Origin of the sequence: Ideonella azotifigens, from assembly GCF_021043325.1 — a bacterium.
Lineage (GTDB): Bacteria > Pseudomonadota > Gammaproteobacteria > Burkholderiales > Burkholderiaceae_C > Ideonella > Ideonella azotifigens.
In genome coordinates this window covers 258,876-281,635 of sequence record NZ_JAJNKD010000001.1, presented here as the reverse complement: position 1 = coordinate 281,635, position 22,760 = coordinate 258,876, and the positions used below count along the sequence as shown (strand labels likewise).

Annotated in this window: 22 protein-coding genes; 8 read left to right on the top strand and 14 right to left on the bottom strand. The window is 68.1% G+C overall.

All coding sequences use genetic code 11. The features are described 5' to 3' along the window. Positions 1-13: 13 nt before the first annotated feature. The 4 genes from LRH25_RS01170 to trpE all read right to left on the bottom strand — a co-directional run bounded on the left by LRH25_RS01170 (position 14) and on the right by trpE (position 4,524). Positions 14-793, bottom strand: a complete 780-nt coding sequence (locus tag LRH25_RS01170) for a hypothetical protein (RefSeq protein ID WP_141287435.1) — start codon at positions 791-793, stop codon at positions 14-16. A 138-nt stretch (positions 794-931) separates the two neighbouring features. Continuing rightward, the gene (locus LRH25_RS01165) at positions 932-1,459 is read right to left on the bottom strand and encodes a DUF6160 family protein (RefSeq protein WP_141287434.1); all 528 of its coding nucleotides are present in this window, start codon (positions 1,457-1,459) and stop codon (positions 932-934) included. Positions 1,460-1,792: 333 nt separating this feature from the next. Then, positions 1,793-2,791, bottom strand: coding sequence for an AraC family transcriptional regulator (locus LRH25_RS01160; RefSeq protein ID WP_170200838.1), 999 nt, complete (start codon positions 2,789-2,791; stop codon positions 1,793-1,795). A gap of 257 nt (positions 2,792-3,048) precedes the next feature. Then, the gene (gene trpE, locus LRH25_RS01155) at positions 3,049-4,524 is read right to left on the bottom strand and encodes an anthranilate synthase component I (RefSeq protein WP_141287432.1); all 1,476 of its coding nucleotides are present in this window, start codon (positions 4,522-4,524) and stop codon (positions 3,049-3,051) included. A 635-nt stretch (positions 4,525-5,159) separates the two neighbouring features. Here trpE and LRH25_RS01150 point away from each other — a divergent pair. Next, a complete protein-coding gene (locus tag LRH25_RS01150) occupies positions 5,160-6,065 on the top strand; it encodes an energy transducer TonB (protein ID WP_231010046.1) in 906 nt (301 codons plus the stop codon). An 11-nt stretch (positions 6,066-6,076) separates the two neighbouring features. Here LRH25_RS01150 and gph read toward each other — a convergent pair whose 3' ends face one another. Continuing rightward, positions 6,077-6,736, bottom strand: coding sequence for a phosphoglycolate phosphatase (gene gph / locus LRH25_RS01145; protein ID WP_141292054.1), 660 nt, complete (start codon positions 6,734-6,736; stop codon positions 6,077-6,079). Positions 6,737-6,782: 46 nt separating this feature from the next. Further along, positions 6,783-7,658, bottom strand: a complete 876-nt coding sequence (locus tag LRH25_RS01140; RefSeq protein WP_231010045.1) for a LysR family transcriptional regulator — start codon at positions 7,656-7,658, stop codon at positions 6,783-6,785. A 137-nt stretch (positions 7,659-7,795) separates the two neighbouring features. Between LRH25_RS01140 and LRH25_RS01135 the strand changes: the two genes are divergently transcribed. Continuing rightward, entirely contained in the window at positions 7,796-8,755 is a 960-nt protein-coding gene (locus tag LRH25_RS01135; RefSeq protein ID WP_231010044.1) for a DMT family transporter, read from the top strand. Between the two features lie 4 nt (positions 8,756-8,759). Here the strand turns inward: LRH25_RS01135 and rpe are convergent, their stop codons facing one another. Next, complete coding sequence (rpe, locus tag LRH25_RS01130) at positions 8,760-9,446, bottom strand: ribulose-phosphate 3-epimerase (protein ID WP_141291861.1); 687 nt, start codon at positions 9,444-9,446, stop codon at positions 8,760-8,762. Positions 9,447-9,533: 87 nt separating this feature from the next. Between rpe and apaG the strand changes: the two genes are divergently transcribed. Both apaG and tlpB read left to right on the top strand, forming a co-directional pair. Further along, the gene (gene apaG, locus LRH25_RS01125; RefSeq protein WP_141291860.1) at positions 9,534-9,908 is read left to right on the top strand and encodes a Co2+/Mg2+ efflux facilitator ApaG/CorD; all 375 of its coding nucleotides are present in this window, start codon (positions 9,534-9,536) and stop codon (positions 9,906-9,908) included. Further along, on the top strand, positions 9,908-12,016 hold the full coding sequence (tlpB, locus tag LRH25_RS01120; protein ID WP_231010043.1) for a transporter-like protein TlpB: 2,109 nt from the start codon (positions 9,908-9,910) through the stop codon (positions 12,014-12,016). Before apaG ends, tlpB begins: the two co-directional genes overlap by 1 nt. 8 nt (positions 12,017-12,024) lie before the next feature. Here tlpB and LRH25_RS32640 read toward each other — a convergent pair whose 3' ends face one another. After that, positions 12,025-12,147, bottom strand: coding sequence for a hypothetical protein (locus LRH25_RS32640; RefSeq protein WP_259372452.1), 123 nt, complete (start codon positions 12,145-12,147; stop codon positions 12,025-12,027). On the opposite strand from LRH25_RS32640, the gene mltA reads away from it, so the two are divergent. Further along, positions 12,146-13,336 (top strand): murein transglycosylase A, encoded by a 1,191-nt coding sequence (gene mltA / locus LRH25_RS01115; protein WP_141289002.1) that lies wholly within the window; start codon positions 12,146-12,148, stop codon positions 13,334-13,336. The genes LRH25_RS32640 and mltA overlap by 2 nt on opposite strands. Before the next feature lie 247 nt (positions 13,337-13,583). After that, positions 13,584-14,723, top strand: a complete 1,140-nt coding sequence (locus LRH25_RS01110) for an ABC transporter substrate-binding protein (protein WP_141289000.1) — start codon at positions 13,584-13,586, stop codon at positions 14,721-14,723. 39 nt (positions 14,724-14,762) lie between these two features. Here LRH25_RS01110 and LRH25_RS01105 read toward each other — a convergent pair whose 3' ends face one another. The 4 genes from LRH25_RS01105 to LRH25_RS01090 are packed head-to-tail and all read right to left on the bottom strand — an operon-like array spanning position 14,763 to position 17,798. Then, positions 14,763-15,338 (bottom strand): hypothetical protein, encoded by a 576-nt coding sequence (locus LRH25_RS01105; protein ID WP_141288998.1) that lies wholly within the window; start codon positions 15,336-15,338, stop codon positions 14,763-14,765. A 16-nt stretch (positions 15,339-15,354) separates the two neighbouring features. Then, complete coding sequence (locus LRH25_RS01100) at positions 15,355-16,443, bottom strand: hypothetical protein (RefSeq protein WP_211361453.1); 1,089 nt, start codon at positions 16,441-16,443, stop codon at positions 15,355-15,357. Positions 16,444-16,464: 21 nt separating this feature from the next. After that, complete coding sequence (locus LRH25_RS01095) at positions 16,465-17,172, bottom strand: hypothetical protein (RefSeq protein ID WP_231010042.1); 708 nt, start codon at positions 17,170-17,172, stop codon at positions 16,465-16,467. Beyond that, complete coding sequence (locus LRH25_RS01090) at positions 17,172-17,798, bottom strand: Lrp/AsnC family transcriptional regulator (RefSeq protein WP_141288470.1); 627 nt, start codon at positions 17,796-17,798, stop codon at positions 17,172-17,174. Before LRH25_RS01090 ends, LRH25_RS01095 begins: the two co-directional genes overlap by 1 nt. Positions 17,799-17,974: 176 nt before the next feature. Between LRH25_RS01090 and LRH25_RS01085 the strand changes: the two genes are divergently transcribed. Beyond that, positions 17,975-21,535, top strand: a complete 3,561-nt coding sequence (locus LRH25_RS01085; protein WP_141288471.1) for an indolepyruvate ferredoxin oxidoreductase family protein — start codon at positions 17,975-17,977, stop codon at positions 21,533-21,535. 10 nt (positions 21,536-21,545) lie between these two features. Here the strand turns inward: LRH25_RS01085 and LRH25_RS01080 are convergent, their stop codons facing one another. Beyond that, complete coding sequence (locus LRH25_RS01080; protein ID WP_170200926.1) at positions 21,546-21,842, bottom strand: type II toxin-antitoxin system RelE/ParE family toxin; 297 nt, start codon at positions 21,840-21,842, stop codon at positions 21,546-21,548. Beyond that, on the bottom strand, positions 21,839-22,063 hold the full coding sequence (locus tag LRH25_RS01075) for an addiction module protein (protein ID WP_141288473.1): 225 nt from the start codon (positions 22,061-22,063) through the stop codon (positions 21,839-21,841). Before LRH25_RS01075 ends, LRH25_RS01080 begins: the two co-directional genes overlap by 4 nt. 221 nt (positions 22,064-22,284) lie before the next feature. On the opposite strand from LRH25_RS01075, the gene LRH25_RS01070 reads away from it, so the two are divergent. Then, positions 22,285-22,731, top strand: a complete 447-nt coding sequence (locus LRH25_RS01070) for an SRPBCC family protein (protein ID WP_141288474.1) — start codon at positions 22,285-22,287, stop codon at positions 22,729-22,731. Positions 22,732-22,760: the final 29 nt, after the last annotated feature.

Genomic DNA, 22,760 nt, shown 5'->3' with positions numbered 1-22,760 from the left:
CGCGCCGCCACGGTCAAGGGCCCTTGCCGGTGTTGACCGGCACGGTGCCGGTGGTGTTGATGGCCGTCAGCCGGTCGCGCCAGTTCAGCCACAGGCCGGCCAGCGCGGTGTCCGGCGCGCCGACGGCGGTGTTGACGGTGGGGAAGTTGACCGACTGCTTCAGCACCGAGAGGAAGAAGTCGCGGCTGGCGCCGTCTGCATTGCCGGCGGTGACGCCACCGATCTGCGACAGCGCGACGGTGCAGGTCGCCGTGCTGATGCAGGTCGTGCCGTCCCAACGCTTGCCGCCCAGCGTGTCGTTGCGCGAGTCGATGCTGCCGGCGCTGCCGGCGTCGATCAGCAGGCTGCCGCTGACGGCGTTCATCGTCAGGCCGATGTCACCGCTGATGCCGCCAAAGCCCAGCCGCATGCCGACGACTTCCTTGGTCGCGCCATTGGTGACGAACTCGAAATACGGGTGGGTGATGCTCACCGTGGTCTGCGCCGCCGTGGCGTCGCTGCGGCCGAAGTGCAGCGTACCGATGTCGATGTCGGCACCAGTGCCGTTGCGCGCGGCCCAGCTGTATTCGCCCAGCCGCAGGTTGTTGAAGTTGGCCGACAGGCGAATGTCGGCGTCCAGCGTCAGGCGGGTGAAGTCCAGCCCGAGGTAACTCGTGTTGTCCAGCGTGATCAGCGCCTGGCCCCAGGTCTCGGACAGTGCTTCGTCGTCCAGCAGCTTGCCCTGGGCGTGCGCGGCCGGCAGTGCGCATGCCGCCAGCAAGGCGGTCGTCAAACAGGTCAGCAGGCGGCGCATGGCGGAAGGTTCGGGGAACAGCTTTGCAAACACTGAGGGCAGAAAAGCCCCGCGTCGCCTGGCAGCGGCGCGGGGCTGGCACAACACGTCAGGCGACCGGCAGAAGACAGGCCTGGCGTGGGGTTCTCAGGCCGCAGCTCAGTGCGCGTAGATCCAGAACTTGCTGCCTTGCATGTCGATGTTGTTCAGCGCGATCGAGCCGAACGACTTCGTGCTGTTGCCCATCGTGATGGAGGCAACGGTCACCGATGGGGCCAGCTTGTGATCCAGGCCGCCGTCAGGGAAGGCGAACTGCACGACATCGGTGGCGCCGTCATAGATGCCGCTGGTGACCAGCTTGGCCGCTTCGGTCGGGGCTGCGGCGCCGACGTACTTGGCCATCGACGTGGCGACAGCGCTTTCGGTGGTCGCGGCATTCAGGATGTCGATCGTCATCACGAACATGCCGGTCACGCCGATGTTGTTGAACGACACGGAGCCGCCGTTGGCATCGGTGTCGGTGTACTTGAACGAGCCGATGTTGATGTTCAGGTCACCGGCGATGGTCACGCCGTCCTGGCCGCTGACGGCCGACAGGGCTTCGTCATCGATCGAGGTCATGGCCGAAGCCGAGAAAGCCAGGGCGGACAGGGCGGCCAGGGCCAGGGTGCGCAGTGCGAATGTCATGGGATGTCTCCAGGAATGAATGCTTGGTTGTGAAATTCACTTGTCGCCGATGCCTGCCGGCCCTGCCCGACTGCCGCACCGGTTGTGCCGGTGGCGCGACGCCCAGGATGCGGGAGTCAGTGGTCGAGCGGCGCAGGTTTGCATCGCGGAGCGGATGTTCGGCATTCGCAGGTTTTGCTGCACTGACTGCCTGGGCCAAGCTCATGGCTTCAGCGACCATGCGGGAAGGCCCCTAGAGGGTTGCTCCGAATGGCCGCGCACCGGGTGTTGGCGGCGGCCCAAATGCAGCGCGGCGACCCGAAGGTCGCCGCGCATCAACAAGGCAAGCCGGGCTCAGGAAGGCCGGTAATCGCCGGGGCTGCGGCCGAACCAGCGCTTGCAGGCGCGGTAGAAGTTGCTCGGGTCGGAGAAGCCCAGCGCGAAGCTCATCTCGGTCGGCGTGGCGCCGCCGCTGTCGAGGAAACGCTGGGCCAGCTCGCGCCGCGTGTCGTCGACCAGCTCATGGAAGGTGGTGCCGGCCTCGTTGAGCCGGCGCTGCAAGGTGCGCTCGCTCATGCACAGCACGGCGGCCACCTGTTCGCGCCGCGGGTCGCCGCGCGGCAGCTGGCGGCTCACCACCTGGCGCACCTGCGCCACCAGGCTGCCGCCCTGCTGTTCCAGCAGCCGCGTGGCCAGGCGCTCGCTGAGGTCGGCAATGGACGGGTCGGCCGTCGGCACCGGCAGGCTGAGGATGCTTTGCGGGAACTCCATCGAGAACTCGCCGGCACCGAACATCACCGGTGCGCCAAACGCTTCCAGCCACGGGCCGGGATCGGCCGGCGCCGGGAACGGGTGGTGCACCACCAACGGCCGGATCTGCAGGCCGCAGACCCAGAAGAAGCCCTGCAGCAGCGTGGCGGCCATGAAGTCGTAGCGCTGCTGGGCCGCGGGCTGGTGGCCAGGCGAAACCCGCAGCGTGACGCGGCAACGTTCGGGGCCAAGCTCCAGCCCGACCGAGGTGGTGGGCGAGATGACGCCGGTGAACCGCGAGAACTGCTGCAGTGCGCAGCGGATGTCGTCGGCCGCCATCACCAGGTGGGCCATGCTGCCCAGCCCCAGCATGGGCTGGCGCGGCGTCATCTTCAGGCCGATGGCGTCGTCGCCAGTGTGGGCCACGGCGGCACGCCAGGCCGTGTCGAACAGGTCCGCCAGGTCGACCCGCGGCACCACGTCATCCAGCGAGCGCAGCCGGCCGGTGCCCATCAACACCGTGTCCAGGTCCATGCCGAAGCGCGAGAAGCCATCGAGCATGGCCCGGTAGGCGCTGAGCTGGCGCAAAGGAATGGTGTTCATGCTCCCTCCAGGCCGGGGCAGGGCACACCGGCGGACAACAGGCTTTGACGGGGCTTCGGACGGGGACTGGCAGGCGCGCACGGTAAAAAAGCACGGTCGTGCGATTACAAGGCGTGACGATAACCGATGCGCCACCCGCTGCCATGCGAACGAACCCGTGATGCCGCGCCTGCGTGAACAAACTTGCGGATTTGCCACGTCGCCGCGCTGCCGTGGCGCGGGGGACGGCCTGCCGCTGCGCGGCAGGCCGGGGGCCGTCAGAACCCTTCTTCGACCAGTTCGGCGGCGCGGATCAGCGCGCGCGCCTTGGCCTCGGTTTCCTGCCATTCCATCTCGGGCACCGAATCGGCCACCACGCCGGCGGCCGCCTGCACGTACAGCGTGTTGCGCTGGACGATGCCGGTGCGGATCGCGATGGCCACGTCCATGTCGCCGGCAAAGCTCAGGTAGCCGCAGGCGCCGCCGTAGATGCCGCGCTTGACCGGCTCCAGCTCGTCGATGATCTCCATCGCGCGGATCTTCGGCGCCCCGGTCAGCGTGCCTGCGGGGAAGCTTGCGCGCAGCACGTCCAGGTTGCTCATGCCGTCCTTCAGCAGGCCTTCGACGTGGCTGACCAGGTGCATCACGTGCGAATAGCGCTCGACCACAAAGGCCTCGGTCACCTTGACCGAGCCGGTCTTGGCGATGCGGCCGATGTCGTTGCGCGCCAGGTCGATCAGCATCACGTGCTCGGCGCGCTCCTTCGGGTCGTTGACCAGCTCGGTCTCCAGCGCCTGGTCCAGCTCGGGCGTGGCGCCGCGCGGGCGGGTGCCGGCAATCGGGCGGATCACGATCTTCTCGCCCTGCTCGCTGTGCTCGTGGCGTACCAGGATTTCCGGTGACGCGCCGACGATCTGGAAGTCACCCATGTCATAGAAATACATGTACGGGGACGGGTTCAGCGAACGCAGCGCGCGGTACAGGCTCAGCGGGCTCTCGGTGTAGCGCTTCTTCAGGCGCTGGCCGATCTGCACCTGCATCATGTCGCCGGAGGCGATGTACTCCTTGGCCTTCAGCACCGCGGCCAGGTAGTCGGCCTTGTCGAATTCGCGCTCCACCGCATAACTCGGGCCCCGCTTGACCGGCGGCGCGGTCACGCTGTACTTCAGCTTGTCCGCCAGTTCGCCCAGGCGCTTCTTCGCCTTGAAGTAAGCCTCGGGCTTGGACGGGTCGGCCCAGACGATCAGGTAGAGCCGGCCCGAGAGGTTGTCGATGACCGCCAGCTCTTCGGTCTGCAGCAGCAGGATGTCGGGCGTGTCCAGGCCGCCGGGCTTGTTCGTGTCGGCCAGCTTCTTCTCGATGAAGCGCACCGTGTCGTAGCCGAAGTAGCCGGCCAGGCCGCCGCAGAAGCGTGGCAGGCCGGGCCGCAGCGCCGGCTTGAAGCGCTGCTGGTAGCTGGCGATGAAGTCCAGCGGATTGCCTTCGTGCACCTCCATGACTTCGCCGTCCGTCACCACTTCGGTGCGCAGGCCGGTGGCACGCAGCAGCGTGCGCGCCGGCAGGCCGATGAAGGAATAGCGCCCGAAACGCTCGCCGCCGACGACGGATTCGAGCAGGAAGCTGTTGGCCTGGCCGCCGGCCAGTTTCAGGTACAGCGACAGCGGGGTTTCGAGGTCGGCAAAGGCTTCGGCAATCAGCGCGATGCGGTTGTGGCCCTCGGCGGCAAGGCTCTTGAATTCAAGTTCGGTGATCACGGATCAGTTCTCCTGGCTGCCCAGCTCGTGCATGCGAACACCGCATGCGCACACCTGACCCAATGCAAACGATTGGAACGATACGTGCTAAGAATTGGGCCGAGGTGGCGAGGCGGTGCACACGCACCGCCCAGGGAGCCGGCTGCGAAATGCAGACCGGGCAAACGGCAAACGAGGCTCAGGTCGAGCGGCGCCAGGGCCAGGCTCCCCGGTCGTGAGACGACGCCATCCATTTGCGCGAGGTGAACATGGGCCAAAGTGTAGCAGCGCCCCCGGCGCGAACCGGGGCTGGAACGCAGCGCGCAACGGCGCCAGGCACGGGTCCGTCCGCATGGACAGGCCGCGAAACGCTTTGCGACACTGGTTGTCACAGTCGCTCACAAAGCGGCCCGCAAAGCATTCATGAGCACCCCAGGCTGACCGCCTCGCATCGGCGCACCAGTCATGATCAACGTCAGAACGGAGACCCGCACCCTTCCTGAACCTGAATGTTTCGCCGCGCTGCTGGGCATCTGGCTACCCTGACCCTGCTGGCTTGCCGGCCTCCCGAGTTGTCGGCCCCACCCCTGGCCGTTTCTTGAACCCGCTGCGCCGCGGACGATCTCCGCAGCCGGCCCGTTGGCTGAATAACAAAGATGGACTCTGCTGTCGTTGTGACCTGCCTGTCGGTGGCATTGCTGGCAGGCCTGCCTGCTGTTGCCCAGACGGCCAAACCGGCCTCCACTGCCAAAACCGCTGCGGCGGCATCTGCCCCCGCCGACGACGACCTGGCGCCACCGCCAGGCTTCGAGATGAGCGACCGCGTCAAGCGCGAAGCCGCGCGGCCGATGTACTGGATCAAGATGCACGCCGAGCCTGCCAAGGAGCAGGCGAAGGAAACCGCCAAGGCCCCGCCGCCAGCGCCCCCGCGCCCGCAGGCCACTGCGGCACCGGCCTTGGCCACCAAGGAACCGGCCAAGGACACCGCCAAAGACACCGCCAAGGACGCCGGCCTCAACCACCCGCCCGCCACGGCGGCAGCGGCCGCACCGGTGGCCGCGCAGGCCAAGGCCGGCACAGGCACGTCGCCGCCCCTGGGAGACGGCCCGGTCTCGCTCGCCACCGGCGCGCCACTGGCCACCAGCAACCCCGGTGCCACTGGCAGCGCCTCCGCGGCAAGCACGGCGCCTGCGCCAGCGGTGAGCGCGCCGGCAGAACAGGCCGTCGCGCTGGTCACGCCCAGCGTCGCGCCGCCGGTGGCCAAGCCGCCCGCCCCGCCGCCACCGGCCCCGGTCGAAGACCTGAGCCCCGTGCAGCTGGTCATCATGAACGGCCGTGAACCGCAGTTCCCGGACTCGCTGATGCGCCGGCTGCGCAAGGGCACGGTTCAGATCCGCATCGACGTGAACAACGCCGGCGAGGTCACCGATACCAATGTGGTGCAAAGCAGCAACCCGCGGCTGGACCAGCCGGCGATGGAAGCGGTGCGCGCGATGCGCTTCCAGCCCATCCGCCGCCCGACCACCGCGATCCTGAATTTCGGCTTCGACCTGGACAGCTGAAGAGCACTCGCTCAGCGCAGCAGTTCGACCAGGCTGTCCACCACCGCATTCGGCGCCGCGCTTTCGGCCGGCTCGCCATGGTTGTAGCCGTAGCGCACCAGCACCACCGGGCAACCCGCCGCACGCGCGGCCTGCGCGTCGTTGCGCGAGTCGCCAATCATCAGCGTGCGCGCAGGCAAGGTGCCCAGCGCCTCGCAGGTCTTTTGCAGCGGCAAGGGGTGCGGCTTCTTGCGCTCGAACGCGTCGCCGCCAAAGCTCAGCTCGAAAAACGGCGCCAGGCCTTTGCGGGCCAGCAGTTGCTTGGCAAAGGCACCCGGCTTGTTGGTCAGGCAGGCCAGGCGCCAGCCCGCCGCGCGCATCGCCGCGAGGCCTTCGACCACGCCGGCATACACCTCTGCCGCCTCGCCGTTGACTGCATCGTAGTGGCGCTGATAAGCCGCCCAGGCCGCGTCATACAGCTCAGCCACAGCGCCCACCTCGGCCAGCGTGCAGCGGATCAGATGCTCCGAGCCCTGGCCCACCGTGTGTTCGATGAACTGGCGGCCGACCGCCGGCAGGCCCAGCTCGGCCAGCATGCGGTTCAGCGCCAGGTCGAAGTCCCCCAGGGTATCGACCATCGTACCGTCCAGGTCCACGATGGCGGCGTCGAAATCGCGGGGGAGCAAGGGCAGGGCGTTCACATTCGGCAAGCAGAGTCGGGGCCTGCATTGTCCGCGCTCAAGCGCCCCACACCTCCTGCACCACCGCGCCCACGGCCTGCACTGCCGGTGCCACCTGCCCTGCCGGCCGCGAAGCCCAGCAGATCCAGGTGCGGGCCTGCCAGCCGGGCCAGATGACCAGTTCGCCGCGGCGCTGGGCTTCTTCGGCCTGGTCGCGCCGCACGATGCCCGCGCCCAGGCCGCTGGCGACCATGCTGCGCACCGAGCCCTCGGTGTCGGCCATCGCCCCTGGCCGGTAGACGCCACCGCCCGCGGCGAACAGTCTCTCCTGGTGCTGGCGCAAGGTGCAGGTCGGCGGCGTGCCGACCCAGGGCAGCGCCACCAGCGCCTGCAGGCTGGGCGCGGCGTCGGCCAGCGCCATCGGCAGGCCCACCACCAGCTCGACCTGCCCCAGGCGCTGGATCTCCAGCCCGGCCATGCGCTCCAGGTCGGTCATCGCGTAGGCCGCCTCCAGCTCGCCGCGCTGCACCTGGAGCAGCAGGTCGGCCGACAAGCCCTGGCTGAGCTGCAGTGAAACCTGCGGATGCCGCTCGGCAAGCCGCACCAGCGCGTCACCCAGGCGCAGCGCCACCGGGTCGCTCACCGTCCCCATGCGAACGATCCCCTGCACTTCGCCGCGCAGCTGGGCCGCCGCGCTGCGCATGCGGCCGGCGGCGGCCAGCGTGCGCTCGGCCTCGTCCAGCAGGCGCTGGCCAGGCTCGGTCAGCGTCATGCCGCGCGGCGTGCGGTCGAACAGCTTGACGCCCAGCTCGTCCTCCAGCGCCTTGAGCTGCGCGCTGACAGCCGGCGGGCTGGTGAAGACCCGCTCGGCGGCGCGCGTCAGGTTGCCCTCGCGGGCCACCGCGACAAAGGTCTTGAGTTGGTAGAGCTCCATGGACAGCGATGGTACGGACGGGCCGCCGCGCTGTCCGTTCGCTTCGGCCGAACACCCGATCCAAACATGCAAATGGATGCGCAGGCCAAGCCCGCCCAGACTGCGCTCCATATTTTGATTGCAGAGGGAACGCCTTCATGGACTCCACCCAGACCTCCCGCAGCTCGGCCATGCTGAGCCTGATCTTCGCCACTGTCGCTTGGGGCAGCCTGTTCCTGGTCGGCAAGCCGCTGCTGCGCGAGCTGGACCCGGCCTGGTTCACGCTGCTGCGCTACACCGGCGCCACGCTGGTGCTGCTAGCCCTGCTTCGGCTGCGCGGCCCGCTGCCGCTGGCCAGCCTGCGGGCGGACGCCCTGCCCTTCGCGCTGATGGGTCTGGCCGGCTTCGGCTTTTTCAGCGTGCTGGTGCTGTGGGGCCTGGCGCATTCACAGCCTTCGCACGGCGCCGTCATCATGGCCACCATGCCCATCACCACCCAGCTGGTGCGCTGGTGGCGGGACGGCGTGGCGCCCACGCGCAGCACCTTGTTCGGCACCGCGCTGGCGCTGCTGGGCGTGTGCATCGTCGCCGGGGTCGGCCTGCCCCACGAAGCCGCGAATGCCAGCACCTGGCGTGGCGACCTGGCCGCCTGGGTCGGCACGCTGGGCTGGATTGCCTACACCCGCGGCAGCGCGCGCTGGGCCCAGCTGGACGTGCTGAGCTTCAGCACCTGGACAGCCGTGGCCGCCTGGCCGCTGCTGCTGGCCGCCGCGGTGCTGAGCAGCCTGCTGGGCTGGAGCCGCTGGCCCACGCCGGGTCTTGTGGCCGACCACGCGCTGCCGCTGGCCTACATCGGCCTGGTGCCCTCGGCGCTGGCCGTGCTGGCCTTCAACCGTGGCGTGAAGACGCTGGGCGCCGTCACCGGCACGGCCTTCCTGAACCTGGTCCCCGTCTCAGCCCTGCTGCTGGGCGCGCTGCTGGGGCATGTGCCCAACGGCCGCGAGCTGCTGGGCGTGGCGATGGTGATCGGGGCGCTGCTGCTGCACACCGCATCGCAACGTCAGACGGCCAGCGGTTCACGCCTTCCGACAGCGCCAGCGGCGGCCTGCGCGCGGTGAAGCCTCAGCGCGCCAGCTCGGCGCGCATCTGGTCGATCACCGCCTTGTAGTCCGGCTTGCCGAAGATCGCGCTGCCGGCCACGAAGGTGTCGGCACCAGCGTCGGCGATGCGGCGGATGTTGTCGACCTTCACGCCGCCGTCGATCTCCAGGCGGATGTCGCGGCCGGAGGCGTCGATGATCTTGCGCACCTGCTCGGCCTTCTTCAGCGTGTTCTCGATGAAGCTCTGGCCGCCGAAGCCGGGGTTCACGCTCATCAGCAGCACCACGTCGACCTTGTCGATGACCCACTCCAGCACCTCCACGCCGGCCGCCGGGTTGAACACCAGGCCGGCCTGGCAGCCTTCGGCCTTGATCAGCTGCAGCGTGCGGTCCACATGGGTCGAGGCGTCGGGGTGGAAGGTGATGATGTCGGCACCGGCCTTGGCGAAGGCCTGGGCCAGCGCGTCCACCGGCTGCACCATCAGGTGCACATCGATCGGCGCGGGCGTGCCGTCCGGCTTCACGGCATGTTTCTTCAGCGCCTCGCAGACCATCGGGCCGAAGGTCAGGTTCGGCACGTAGTGGTTGTCCATCACGTCGAAATGGATCCAGTCGGCACCGGCGGCGAGCACGGCGCGCACCTCCTCGCCCAGGCGGGCAAAGTCGGCAGACAGGATGCTGGGCGCGATGCGAAAGGTCTTGCTGGACATGGTGGAGCGAGCGGGTTGGGGGCGGCAAATAGCCGTGGCCTGGCGGGGAAAACCGCGAATTTTAGGAGGGCTTGCTAGGATTCGCCCATGACCCCTGCCCAATTCGCCTGCACGGTGGTGACGCAATACCTGCCCGAAGAGTCTTCTTCCTCGGAGCAGGTCTATGCCTTCGCCTACACCATCACCGTGCGCAACACCGGACCGGTGACCGCCCAGCTCGTCGCAAGACACTGGATCATCACCGACAGCGCCGGCCATGAGGAGCAGGTGCGCGGCCTGGCCGTCGTCGGCCACCAGCCGGTGCTCAAGCCCGGCGAACAGTTCGAGTACACCAGCTGGACCCGGCTGGCCACCCCGCGCGGCCAGATGAAGGGCACCTTCTTCTGCATCAGCGAAGACGCGCACTGGTTCGAGACGCCCGTGCCCGAGTTCGAGCTGCTGCTGCCGCAGGCCCTGCACTGATGGCAGGCCAGCGCTGGGACCTGACGGCGCTGCTCAATGCAGCCGACCCCAACGCCCCGGCGGTCGAGCGCCATTTGTGGATGGTGCGGCTGCTGGAGTGGCTGCGCAGCGTGCCGGCCGAGCCAGCCGCGGAGGTGGCGTCCCCGGTTCCGGCACCGGTGCCGGCCACCGTCGAGTTGGCCAGCCCGCCGGCCGCCGAACCCCAGCCCCAGGCGGCCCCGGGCAACAGCCCCACGCCGTGGCCGCTGCGCCGGCTGCGCCACCTGCTGAACGTGCTGGACCGCAACCCCGAGCACCGCGAGCGCATCAGCGTATTGCTGCAGCGCTCGATGGCCGGGCTGGACGCCACCGGCCTGCTGGCCGATTTCGGCTTCTCGCCGCGCCAGGGCTTTTTCAGCGAACTGGCCGAGCGGCTGAGGCTGGCCACGCTGCCGGGCACGCCGCAGACCCAGGACCTGGGTGAGCTGTTCCTGCTGCTGTTCGAGGACGACGAGGCCGAGACGGCCTGGATCGAGGCCATCGACGACCAGACGCTGCACCGCACGCTGGCACTGTTCGTGCCGGACGCTGACGCCCGCCCCTGGCGCGCGGTGATGGTCGAGTCCATCCAGCTGCTGGCGAGCCAGTTCCGCGCCAGCGGCCTGTCGGCCGAGATGCGCCAGCGCATGGACCCCGCCCTGCGCACCGACCGCCCGTTCCACCAGGTGGTGCAGGCCGCGGAAGGCCTGCGCGCCTCGCTGCGCGAGCTCCAGCACGACGCCGACAACGCGCAGGCGATGCAGGCGCTGGCCCAGCAGGCGCACTACCTGCGCGCGGTGCTGGCCGCCTGCCTCACCGCGGCCGACAGCGTGCGCGGCCACCTGGACGACTACGGGATCTCGGTCGACCTGGTGTTCCAGATCAACCAGTTGCGCGGCCGGGCTGAACGCATGGAAGCGCTGCTGGCCTGCCTGATGGGCAATGACGCCGCGCCGGACCTGCGCCGGCTGCTGGCCGAGCTGGTGCGCGCCGGCATCGAGCGGCGCGGCATCGGCAAGCTGTTCACGCGCCATTACGCGCTGCTGGCACGCAAGGTGACCGAGCGCAGCGCCGACACCGGCGAGCACTACATCACCCGCGACAGCGCCGAATACCGCGACATGCTGCGCATGGCCGCCGGCGGCGGCGCGGTGATCGGACTGACCACCATGGTCAAGTTCGTGCTCACCGCGCTCGCCCTGCCCGCCTTCTGGGCCGGCTTCAGCGCCGGCACCAACTACGCGATCAGCTTTGTCGTGATCTACCTGATGCACTGGACGGTCGCGACCAAGCAGCCGGCGATGACCGCGCCCAGCCTGGCGCGCCGGCTCGAAGGCATCTCGTCCAGCGACGCGGCGCTGCAGCGCTTCGTCGACGAAGTGGCGCACCTGCTGCGCTCGCAATTCGCCGGCATCGTCGGCAACCTGAGCGCCGTGGCGCCAGTGGTACTGGGGCTGCAGATCCTATCGTGGCTGACCTTCGGCGCGCCGTTGATCGGCCAGGCCCAGGCCCACTATGCGCTGCACAGCACCTCGCTGCTCGGGCCGACCGCGCTGTACGCCGCATTCACCGGCGTGCTGCTGTTCGCCTCCAGCCTGATCGCCGGCTGGGCCGAGAACTGGTTCGTCTTCCACCGGCTGGACAGCGCCATTGCCTGGAACCCGCGCTTCATCCAGCGCCTGGGTGCCGCCCGCGCGCTGCGCTGGTCACGCTGGTGGCGCGACAACATTGCCGGCGTCACCGCCAATGTCTCGCTGGGCATGATGCTGGGCCTGGTGCCGGCGCTGGCCGGCATCTTCGGCCTGCCGATCGAGGTGCGCCACGTCACGCTGTCCACCGGACAGATCTTCGCCGCGCTGGGCACGCTGGGCTGGCCGCTGCTCAACGAGCCGGGTTTCTGGTGGTGCATCGCCGGCATCCCCATCACCGGCCTGCTGAACCTGGGCGTGAGCTTCGCGCTGGCCTTCCGGCTGGCCATGGTCTCGCAAGGCCTCAAGCTGCGCGACCGCGGCCGCATCTACGCGGCCTTGCGTCAGCGCTGGCGCGAGGCGCCGCACAGTTTTTTCAAGCCTTCGAAGCCACCGGGCTGAGGACAGACTCAGGCCTGGTCGTCCTCCGAGCGGTCCCGCTCACCGCCACGCCGGCCCGAGAACATCGTCCACCAGATCACAAAGACCAGCACCGCTCCGGCGCCCAAGGCCTCCAGCACCAACCACCCCATGCTGTCTCCGCGTTTGTTGAGAAGAATCTTCGCTGAAGGCCCATTGTGTGCGCTGGGCCTGGCCGCCACCATGCTGCTGGCCAGTTGCGCCGTCACACCGCCAGGCCCGCCCGGCTCGGCTTCGCCCGGCCAGCCCACCACCGCGCCCACCCCGCCGGTCCTCCACATGCCGCCTCCCGCCGGCACGGTCGAGCGCAATCGCTCGCGCTGGGTGCCGGCCTCGTTCAACGAGTTGCCCGGCTGGCAGGACGAGCAGCTCAGCGACTGGTGGCCCGCGATGCGCCAGGGCTGCCAGAACCCGCCCACCGCCTGGGCCACGCTGTGCACCGAAGTCCGCCAGACCAGCGGCCTGCCAGACGGCCTGCTGCTGCGCCTGTGGGCCGAGAGCAAGCTGCAGGTCTACCGCGTGGAGTCGCTGGACGGCGACCCCGCCGGCCTGCTCACCGGCTACTTCGAGCCCGAGATCCCCGCCAGCCGCAAGCCCACCTGGAACCGCAAGGTGCCGCTCTACGGCCCGCCGGCCGACCTGGTCGCCAAGAAGCCCTACTGGACCCGCCAGCAGCTCGACACCCTGCCGGCAGCGCGCAGCGCGCTGCAAGGGCGCGAGATCGCCTGGGTCGAAGACCCGCTGGACGCGCTGATCCTGCAGATCCAGGGCTCCGGCCGGCTGCAGCTCACCGAGTCCGACGGCGGCCAGCGCCTGATCCGCCTGGCCTTCGCCGGCCACAACGAACAGCCCTACAAGTCCATCGGCCGCTGGCTGATCGACCAGGGCGAGCTCACACCCGCCCAAGCCTCCTGGCCCGGCATCAAGGACTGGGCCCGCCGCAACCCGCGCCGCGTGCAGGAAATGCTCTGGCAGAACCCGCGCTACGTCTTCTTCCGCGAAGAGCCGCTGCTGGACCCCAGCCTCGGTCCCAAAGGCGCCCAAGCCGTGCCCCTCACCCCCGGCCGCTCCATCGCCGTGGACCCCCAAAGCGTGCCCTACGGCACCCCCGTGTGGCTGGACACCACAGAGCCTTTGTCCACCAAACCCCTGCAACGCCTGGTCATGGCCCAGGACACCGGCAGCGCCATCACCGGCGCCGTCCGCGCCGACTTCTTCTGGGGCTGGGGCGACGAAGCCGAGGCCAATGCCGGGCGCATGAAGCAGGGGCTGAAGATGTGGGTGTTGTGGCCGAAAGGGTGAGCGCGCGGGACGCTTGAGGGGCAGGCGACCGGCGCAATGGGGGAACAAGCGCGCCTCGTATTGCGGTTTCCCACATCGCACGCCCCGGGTTTTTACCGATGATTGCCGGTTGGACCCGGCTGGCTGCTTTCTTTCGACAGCAGGCCGGCTTGTTCGTGCCTGCCGGCTGAGAGCCGGCATGTCCTGACCGGGCACTGCCGCAAAACGGCGGGGCTCGTTTCGATCATCCGCCTCACGAAAGCGCCGCATGCCTGCAGTACCTTCTTCCCCCGTCCTGCTCCGCGGGTTCCGCCTGGCGGCGGTGGCCCTGCTGGCCACGCTGGGTTTTGCGGCGCGGGCCGACATCGTGATCGGTCAGGTCGCGCCGTTCACTGGCCCGCAGGCGGTCACCGGGCAGGCCATCCACGCCGGCGCGAAGCTGTACCTCGACTCGGTCAATGCCGCTGGCGGCGTTCGGGGGCAGAAGGTCAAGCTGGTGACGCGCGACGATGCGCAGAAGCCAGAAGACACGGTGCGGCTGGTCAAGGAACTGATTGTCGCCGAATCGCCGGTCGCGATGATCGGCACCGTGGGCACGGCCAACCTGGAGGCGCTGGCCAAGGACGGCGTGCTGGCCAAGGCCCGCATGCCGATGGTGGGTGCCGTGTCCGGGGCGGCCAGTGTGGCCAGGGCCGAGGGCATGTTCGTCGTCAAGGCGCGCTATCACGATGAAGTGGACCGCCTGTTCGAGAACCTGACGAACCTCGGCCTGAACCGCGTCGGCCTGGTCTACCAGGACGACGGCCTGGGCCAGGACGTGCTCGCCGGCGCCAACGCAGCCGCCCAGCGCCGCACCGTGACGCTGGTGGACACAGCCTCCTACGCCCGCAACACGACGGACACCTCGGCCGCCGTCACCCGCATGCTGGCCGCCAAGCCGCAGGCGATTTTCCTTGGCGCGACCACCGCCGCGGCAATCGACTTCGTCACCCGCTACCGCGCGGCCGGCGGCACGGCGCAGTTGTACGGCATGTCCATCATCGACCCCGACCTGATGCTGAAGAAGATCGGCGCCATCGCTGCGCGCGGATACGCCTTCACCACCGTGCTGCCGCTGCCCGCCGACAACAAGCGCGCCGTGGTGCGCGAATACCTGGCGCTCAGCGCCGAGTCCAAGGACCCGAACCTCTCGACCCGCTCGCTCGAAGGCTTCATCGCCGCCAAGGCCGTGGTCGCCGCCCTGAAGCGCGCAGCCCGCCTCGCGCCAGACGCCATCAGCGAAGCCCTCAGCGCCCCCGAAGGCATGGACGTGGGCAACTTCCCGCTGAACTTCAGCCAGAAGGGCCGCACCGGCTCGGCCTATGTGGACTTCGCGATGTTGGGGTCGGATGGGAAGCTGGTGCGATGAGCACCCGGCCGGAAGCAGGCACGCGCTGAGCAAGTCGCGCTACGCCTTATCGGGGCAATCGAACGCGGGCGCAGATGCAAAAGGGCCATTGGCGGCGGTGTGGGCCTCGGCACGTCGCTGGAGCTGGCGACACGGCACCACGCTGCGGGTGAACAGCCGGTCGGCATGAGGGCGCTGACTCCAGCCATAGGAGTCAAAGTCGTAGCGGCGCAGACGGCCATCGCTCGTTCGCAAGACGGCAATCCAAACAATCGAATCCTCGCCTTGCGCCTGAGACGCCACCCAATGGTCGACGCGCGCCGCCGCCGCGTGCGCCATACAGGCATCGGCTGAAAACGAGTCCTGCATTAACCCCACGAATCCGCAGGACACGGCGGCAGGCGGCATCACGGCCGGCACCTCACGACGGATGGCAGAGGCCCAGTCGGGCCGCGGCGAACTTGAACTGACGATCACCGGAATCGCCGGCAGCAGCGCCAACGACAGCAGCGTCAGCGAAAAGGCGAGCAGGTTCGGCCGTTGCATCATGTCGGCCTCCACTGCGCTGAAACTGCCGCGAATATCGCCTGGGCACACCAGGCTCGCTGGCTCCGTGACTGCAATCGGGCTCGTCACTTGATCTCCAGTTGCTTCAGCCTGGCATCTCGACATTCACGTACATGACGGGATTGGAAGCGCCTCGCGGGAAGTAGTGTGCAGCGGAACGGCCCACGTACTTGCACCTCACAGGCTCGGGCGCCGGCTCGCCGGTGAACTCCCAGCGCCCCGGCACGTTGACATCTGCGAGCGACCGGGTCGTGTAAGCCGTGCTGCCTGCTGGGTGCCAGGCCTTGGCGACATACACCTCGCGCACGATCCCTGAGGCCACAGCCAACACCAGCTCGACTTCGGCTCTCCGCTCGCCAACGCGCCAGACACCGCGAGTGGCTTCGTACAGCGCTTGCGGCGTCATGCCCTCTCGGTGAAGTCCCGCCACCCGGATGAGCAAAGCGGGTTCTGTCACCACCAAGCCGGGAGACACTTCGGTCTTCGCAGGCCTCGGTGCAGCCGAGGGCGCGGGTTGGCGGACGGCCAATGCCTCGGCAGCCGCGTCAGGCAGCAAAGCCGCAATGGCGGCAGCCTCCTCGCGCATTTGCGGCTGGAACTTGCCGTAGTTGGAGAAGTGCAGGTGCAGATGAACCGTGCGCCCCGCGTCCTGGTAGAGCACGGGGAGAGGGCCAGATGACGCCGGCCGTTGCGCCAGCCATCCGAACCGCCCGCTCGCGCGCAGCAGTTGCGCCACCTGCGCCGAAACGAAGATGAGCTTCGCACGGCCGCGCAGCATTGCAGACTCGATCATCTGCAAATGCGATGTCGCCAAGTCCGCCCGCGTCAGCTGGCTTCGGCCCATCGTGGGCAAGTGAAGCAGTTCGACAAACGACACCAGCGAAGCATGCCGCGGCGCAAAGCCGACGCGCGAGAAGTTGAGGTGATAGCGACGGCCGTCGCCACGGTAGTCAGGCAGCAGGAACGGGTGATGCACGCCATGCTGGCGCCAGAACGCCACGCCATCCTCGTGGTACGCCAGCACGTTGCCGAACGATGAACTGTGCGCGATCTGAGGGTCGTAGTTCGCATCCAGACCAATGAACAGGAACGTGGCATCCCAAGGCGCTGCGCCTTGGAATGGTCGCTCGGCAAAGCATTGCTGAAGTTCGCGGCTGGGATGCAGTTGGTACATGGCAGCGGTCGTGAAAATCCATCAGCGCGTCAACACCCGCACCTCCAACTGCTGCGCAGTAGACGCCGCCGCATCCCCACTTCGCCAGGTCCGCGTACCGGGATTGTCCGGCCCATTCTGCACAGCGCCGCCAGGCCCCGCCAGCCTTCCCAACATCACCCACTGCCCCATCGCCGCCAGCACTTCGCCGGACATCCAGGCCGCATCCGCTGGGCGGGCGCCCTGGCCCGCGGCGGACGGCCATTCGACGCGGTATTGCACGCGGACCGGGGCGTTGCCGCCGGGCCAGGTGGGGGCGACCCAGAGGCGGGTGGCTTCGGCCAGCGGTTCTTCGCCGCCGGAGAGGCCCATGGTGGGGTTGGCGTTGGCCTGACCTGCGCCGCTGGCAGCACTGCCCGGCGCGCCGACGTTGGCGTACCAGCGGGTTTGCGGGGCCAGCCGCCATTGGGTCAGCGCGACTTCGGACTGGCCGCCATTGCGGACCTGCATCAGCGGGAGCGTGGGTGCCGCGCCGCTGTTCGACGGCGTGGTGCTGACAACCCAGCCGCCGTTGCCGGGGGACTGCGGGCGGCTGGTCGAGACGACCACGTCGCGGCTGCCGCCTTGTGGCGACGCGGCGATGGGCTGCAGGCGGAACTGCAGCACCAGGTTGACGGCCGGCAGCGCGTCGGCAGCCTGGGCGCCGGCCGCTAGCAGGAGCAGCGCTGCAGTGACGAAGGTGCGAAGCATCACGTGCTCCCGCGCCGGCCTTCGCCGGGCATCAGGTGGCCCAGCGGCAGCGCGGCGCTGGACTTGATCTCGCCCAGCGAGAAGCTGGTGTGCAGGTCCTTCACGTTGGGCAGCTTGAACAGCGTGTCCATGGTCCAGCGGGAGTAGGCGTCCAGGTCGGTCACCAGCACCTGCAGCTCGAAGGTACCGGCGCCGCTGATGTAGTGGCAGGCGATGACCTCGGGCAGTTCGCGGATGGCGGCTTCGAGCGCGCGCATGGACTCGGCGTTGTCGCGCTCGGTGTCCACCCGCACGAAGGCCAGCACGCCCAGGCCGATGCGGCGGCGGTCGATCTCGGCGCGGTAGCCGGTGATCACGCCGATCTGCTCCAGCCGTTTGACGCGCCGCCAGGTGGGCGCGGCAGACAGGCCGATGGCGGCCGCCAGTTCGGCGTTGGACTGGCGCGCGTCGCGCTGCAGTTCGCCCAGCAGCAGCACGTCGTAGCGGTCCAGCGCGGCCAGGCCTTGCGGCAGCGTGACGGGGGCTGCGCGCTCGTCTGCTGCGGCCTCGTCAGTCGCGGCAGTCTTCCCAAGGGTTTTCCCTTGAATCCTCGTTTTGGGAAATCTGGATTCTTCTTTGACACTCATGGCGAAAGATTGTTGCGCGGTGGCGCACGACATGGCAATCGAAAGAAAGCACTTCTCGCACGCTTCTTCCTACACTGACGGCACCGCCCGAGGCTTCGGCGCGCCTGGCCACAAGCCACCCGCGCGCCCAGCCACCGCTCAAGCCACCGGACCCGCCGGCCCAGGAGACACGCAGCATGAACGCCCCGCTACCCGACTCGATTCGCAAGGCCCTGGAATCGGTCTCGCTGGAGGACAAGTACGCGCTGCCCACCGGCCGCGCCTTCATGAGCGGCGTGCAGGCCCTCGTGCGGCTGCCCATGCTGCAGCGCACCCGGGACGTGATGGCCGGCCTGAACACCGCCGGCTTCATCAGCGGCTACCGCGGCTCGCCGCTGGGCGGCTATGACCAGGCGCTCTGGGCGGCCAAGAAGCACCTGGAGAAGCAGCACATCGTCTTCCAGCCAGGCGTGAACGAGGAACTCGGCGCCACCGCCGTGTGGGGCACGCAGCAGCTGGACCTGTTCCCCGAGAAGGCCAAGTACGACGGCGTGTTCGGCCTCTGGTACGGCAAGGGCCCGGGCGTGGACCGCAGCCTGGACGTGTTCAAACACGCCAACATGGCCGGCACCAGCAAGCACGGCGGCGTGATCGCCATCGCAGCGGACGACCACGTCAGCAAGAGCTCCACCGCGCCGCACCAGAGCGACCACGTCTTCAAGGCCTGCGGCTTCCCGACCTTCTTCCCCAGCAGCGTGCAGGAAATCCTGGACATGGGGCTGCATGCGTTTGCGATGAGCCGCTTCTCCGGCGTGTGGACCGGCATGAAGACCATCCAGGAAGTGGTCGAATCCGCCGGCACGGTGGACGTGTCGCCGGACCGCGTGAAGATCCTCCTGCCCGAAGACTTCCAGATGCCGCCGGGCGGCCTGCACATCCGCTGGCCGGACGCGCCGCTGGAGCAGGAAGCACGGCTGATGGACTACAAGTGGTACGCGGCGCTGGCCTATGTGCGGGCCAACAAGCTGAACTACAACGTGGTGGCCACGCCGCACGACCGCTTCGGCATCGTCGCCTCCGGCAAGGCCTACAACGACATGCGCCAGGCGCTGCACGACCTGGGGCTGGACGACGACACCTGCCGCGCTCTGGGCATCCGCGTGCACAAGGTCAACGTGGTCTGGCCGCTGGAAGCCACCATCACGCGAGACTTCGCGCAGGGGCTGCAGGAGATCCTGGTCGTCGAGGAAAAGCGCCAGGTCATCGAATACCAGCTGAAGGAAGAGCTCTACAACTGGCGCGGCGACGTGCGGCCCAACGTGATCGGCAAGTTCGAGGAAGCCGAGGGTGACCTCTCCGGCGGCGAGTGGAGCCGGCCCAACCCCAGCGAGCACTGGCTGCTGCGCGCCAAGGCCGACCTGACGCCGGCCATCATCGCCAAGGCGATTGCCAAGCGCCTTAAAAAATTGGGCGTGCCGGACGACATCGCCGCGCGCATGGACCGCCGCATCGAAACCATTGCTGCCAAGGAGCGCGAGCTGGCCGCGCTGGAGATCAAGACCGGCGACCGCACGCCCTGGTTCTGCTCCGGCTGCCCGCACAACACCAGCACCCGCGTGCCCGAGGGCTCGCGCGCGGTGGCCGGCATCGGCTGCCACTACATGGTCAGCTGGATGCCGGGGCGCAATACAGAGACCTTTACCCAGATGGGCGGCGAAGGCGTGCCCTGGGTGGGCCAGGCGCCGTTCACCAACGAGCAGCACATCTTCGCCAACCTGGGCGACGGCACCTACTTCCACTCCGGCTTGCTGGCGATCCGCCAGAGCATTGCCGCGGGCGTGAACATCACCTACAAGGTGCTCTACAACGACGCGGTGGCGATGACAGGCGGCCAGCGCGTGGGCGAGCGGGCCGAGGGCCACACCGTCATCCAGATCATGAACAGCCTGAAGTCCGAAGGCGTGACCAAGCTGGTCATCGTGACGGACGAGCCGGAGAAGTACGACGGCGTGGCGCTGGCCGAAGGCGTGACGGTGCACCACCGCGATGAGCTGGACCGCATCCAGCGCGAGTTCCGCGAGATCAAGGGCACCACGGCCATCATCTACGACCAGACCTGCGCCACCGAAAAGCGCCGCCGCCGTAAGCGCGGCACCATGGCCGACGTGGAGCAGCGCGTGGTCATCAACGAGCTGGTCTGCGAAGGCTGCGGCGACTGCTCGGTGCAGAGCAATTGCGTCTCGGTCGAGCCGCTGGAAACCGAGTTCGGCCGCAAGCGCCAGATCAACCAGAACAGCTGCAACAAGGACTTCTCCTGCGTGAAGGGCTTCTGCCCCAGCTTCGTCACCGTGGAAGGCGGCAAACTGAAGAAGCCCAAGGCCGACAAGCGCGCCAGCCTCACCAGCCTGCCGCCGCTGCCCGAGCCGACGCTGCCGCTCGCGGAAACCGCCTGGGGCATCGTCGTGGCCGGCGTGGGCGGCACCGGTGTCATCACCATCGGCCAGCTGCTGGGCATGGCAGCCCACATCGAAGGCAAGGGCGTGATCACGCAGGACGCCGCCGGTCTCGCGCAAAAGGGCGGCGCCACCTGGAGCCATGTGCAGATCGCGCAGACGGCAGAAGCCATCTACACCACCAAGGTCGACACCGCGAAGGCCGACCTGGTGATCGGCTGCGATGCGATCGTCACCGCCAGCAAGACGACGCTGAGCGTGCTGCACCCGCAGCGCAGCTTCGTGGCCATGAACAACCATCGCACGCCCACCGCCAGCTTCGTCACCGACACCGAATGGACCTTCCCGGCGGGAGAGTGCGAAGCGGCCGTGGCCGGCGCGGTGGACCCGGCGAACTTCGTGTCGTTCGACGCCGAGGAAGTCTCGGTCAAGCTGCTGGGCGACTCGATCTACACCAACCCGCTGATGCTGGGTTACGCCTGGCAGAAGGGGCGAATTCCGCTCACGCACGCTTCGCTGATGCGCGCGATGGAGTTGAACGCCGTGCAGATCGACAACAACAAGGCCGCCTTCGAATGGGGCCGCCGCTGCGCGCACGACCTGGCCGAGGTGCAGTCGCTGTACACCGCTGCGCAGGTCATCCAGTTCGTCAAGAAGCCCTCAGTCGAGGAACTGGTCAAGCGCCGCGTGGAGTTCCTCAGCGCCTACCAGAACGAGGCCTACGCCGCGCAGTACAGCGCGTTCGTGGACCACGTGCGCCAAGCCGAAGCGCCACTGAGCAGCACGCGCCTGACCGAAGCCGTGGCGCGCTACCTGTTCAAGCTGATGGCCTACAAGGACGAGTACGAAGTCGCCCGCCTGCACACCGACGCAGCCTTCACCAACAAGATCGCCACGATGTTCGAAGGCGATGTGAAGCTGGTGCACCACCTCGCGCCGCCGCTGTTCTCCAAGAAGAACGACCACGGCGAACTCATCAAGCAACGCTTCGGCCCGTGGGTGCGCAAAGCCTTCGGCACGCTGCGCCACCTCAAGGCCTTGCGCGGCACCGCCTTCGACCCGTTTGGCCACACCGAAGAGCGCCGCACCGAACGCGCGCTGATCGGCGAATACCGTGAGTGCATCGAGGAACTGCTGCGCGGCCTGAATGCGCAGACGCTGCCCAGCGCCATCGAGATCGCCCGCATCCCGGAGGACATCCGCGGCTACGGGCACGTCAAGGCGAAGCACCTGGCGGCGGCGCGCAAGAAGTGGGATGAGCTGATGGCGCGCTGGCGCCAGGGTGGGTTGGCGAAGGCGGCTTGAAGGGCTTGCCTCAGGTCCGGTCACCCCAGTAACCGGGCTCGCGGTTCTGGTGCGCAATGGCGAATATTTGAGGCCCCATGATTTCATCCTCTTCATACACCACGGTGTAAGGAAAGCGATCGAAGTGGTAGACGCGAAGGCCATCTTCACCGTGCGGCCCACGCCGCTGGTTCTCGATGAGTAGATCTCGCACGCGCTCGTACTCTGCAAGGAAGGCCAATGCGATCATTCGGCTTGCGTGCGTGGCGTAGTAAACGGCTGCGTCGCCGAGCTCTGCCTCGGCTTCGGGATGAATCGAGTAACTCACGCGAGCCGTGCTCTGACGCGCTCCAAAGCTTCGTCGCCAGGAATCATCGCCACCTTGCCGTTTCGGACTTCCTCTCGCCGACGCAGCGCAAGGCTCATCCAAGCCTTCTGCGCGCTTGACTTCGGTTCAAAACTGGCAATCAGCAACTCAAGAATCCGGGCCCGCTCCTCGGCCGGAAGGTCAAGGACTTCCGCTGCTAGATCGTGGGCGGGAATGGTCATGATGCCTCCGGGTTGGTGCCTAGGCACAAGCATGCCACACCTCCGAGAGCCGCACAGCCCCCGTCGGCGCCGACAACATCCGGGTTCAGTTGCGGGGTTCTCGATCTCAGGCCTGTCGAAATTGCAAGCGCCCAATCGTCGTGCAGAGACGAGCAGTTCGCCACAATCGTTCTGCCTCCGATCCCACCAGCTCCTCACTTCATCCCCAAAGGAAACGACTCATGACCACCAGTGCCGTCAAACTCCACCGTGTCCTTCGCTGCAAGCCCGAGAAGCTCTACCGCGCCTTCCTGGAACCTGCCGCCATGGCCAAGTGGCTGCCGCCTTACGGCTTCACCTGCCAGGTCCACCACATGGACGCGCGCGTGGGTGGCGACTTCAAGATGTCGTTCCACAACTTCGGGTCCGGCAACGGCCACAGCTTTGGCGGTGAGTACCTGGAACTGGTGCCGAACGAACGCCTGCGCTACAACGACCGTTTCGACGACCCGAACCTGCCGGGCACGATGGAAGTCACCGTGGTGCTGAAGCCGGTGATCTGCGGCACCGAGCTCGACATCGTGCAGGACGGCATCCCAGACGTCATTCCACTGGAGATGTGCTACCTGGGCTGGCAGGAGTCGCTGGAACAGCTGGCACGGCTGGTGGAACCGGAGATTCCGGGTTGACGCAGGCACAGCGCCCGACTCGGCGAAAG

Excerpts from the sequence above, each read along its gene's own strand:
- LRH25_RS01085 (WP_141288471.1), top strand. The coding sequence starts at position 17,975 with ATGAACGCCCCGCTACCCGACTCGATTCGCAAGGCCCTGGAATCGGTC.
- LRH25_RS01090 (WP_141288470.1), bottom strand. The coding sequence starts at position 17,798 with ATGAGTGTCAAAGAAGAATCCAGATTTCCCAAAACGAGGATTCAAGGG.
- LRH25_RS01070 (WP_141288474.1), top strand. The coding sequence starts at position 22,285 with ATGACCACCAGTGCCGTCAAACTCCACCGTGTCCTTCGCTGCAAGCCC.
- LRH25_RS01075 (WP_141288473.1), bottom strand. The coding sequence starts at position 22,063 with ATGACCATTCCCGCCCACGATCTAGCAGCGGAAGTCCTTGACCTTCCG.
- LRH25_RS01170 (WP_141287435.1), bottom strand. The coding sequence starts at position 793 with ATGCGCCGCCTGCTGACCTGTTTGACGACCGCCTTGCTGGCGGCATGC.
- rpe (WP_141291861.1), bottom strand. The coding sequence starts at position 9,446 with ATGTCCAGCAAGACCTTTCGCATCGCGCCCAGCATCCTGTCTGCCGAC.
- LRH25_RS01160 (WP_170200838.1), bottom strand. The coding sequence starts at position 2,791 with ATGAACACCATTCCTTTGCGCCAGCTCAGCGCCTACCGGGCCATGCTC.
- apaG (WP_141291860.1), top strand. The coding sequence starts at position 9,534 with ATGACCCCTGCCCAATTCGCCTGCACGGTGGTGACGCAATACCTGCCC.
- mltA (WP_141289002.1), top strand. The coding sequence starts at position 12,146 with ATGCTGTCTCCGCGTTTGTTGAGAAGAATCTTCGCTGAAGGCCCATTG.
- LRH25_RS01110 (WP_141289000.1), top strand. The coding sequence starts at position 13,584 with ATGCCTGCAGTACCTTCTTCCCCCGTCCTGCTCCGCGGGTTCCGCCTG.
- LRH25_RS01140 (WP_231010045.1), bottom strand. The coding sequence starts at position 7,658 with ATGGAGCTCTACCAACTCAAGACCTTTGTCGCGGTGGCCCGCGAGGGC.
- LRH25_RS32640 (WP_259372452.1), bottom strand. The coding sequence starts at position 12,147 with ATGGGGTGGTTGGTGCTGGAGGCCTTGGGCGCCGGAGCGGTGCTGGTC.
- LRH25_RS01095 (WP_231010042.1), bottom strand. The coding sequence starts at position 17,172 with ATGCTTCGCACCTTCGTCACTGCAGCGCTGCTCCTGCTAGCGGCCGGC.
- LRH25_RS01150 (WP_231010046.1), top strand. The coding sequence starts at position 5,160 with ATGGACTCTGCTGTCGTTGTGACCTGCCTGTCGGTGGCATTGCTGGCA.
- tlpB (WP_231010043.1), top strand. The coding sequence starts at position 9,908 with ATGGCAGGCCAGCGCTGGGACCTGACGGCGCTGCTCAATGCAGCCGAC.
- LRH25_RS01165 (WP_141287434.1), bottom strand. The coding sequence starts at position 1,459 with ATGACATTCGCACTGCGCACCCTGGCCCTGGCCGCCCTGTCCGCCCTG.
- LRH25_RS01135 (WP_231010044.1), top strand. The coding sequence starts at position 7,796 with ATGGACTCCACCCAGACCTCCCGCAGCTCGGCCATGCTGAGCCTGATC.
- LRH25_RS01100 (WP_211361453.1), bottom strand. The coding sequence starts at position 16,443 with ATGTACCAACTGCATCCCAGCCGCGAACTTCAGCAATGCTTTGCCGAG.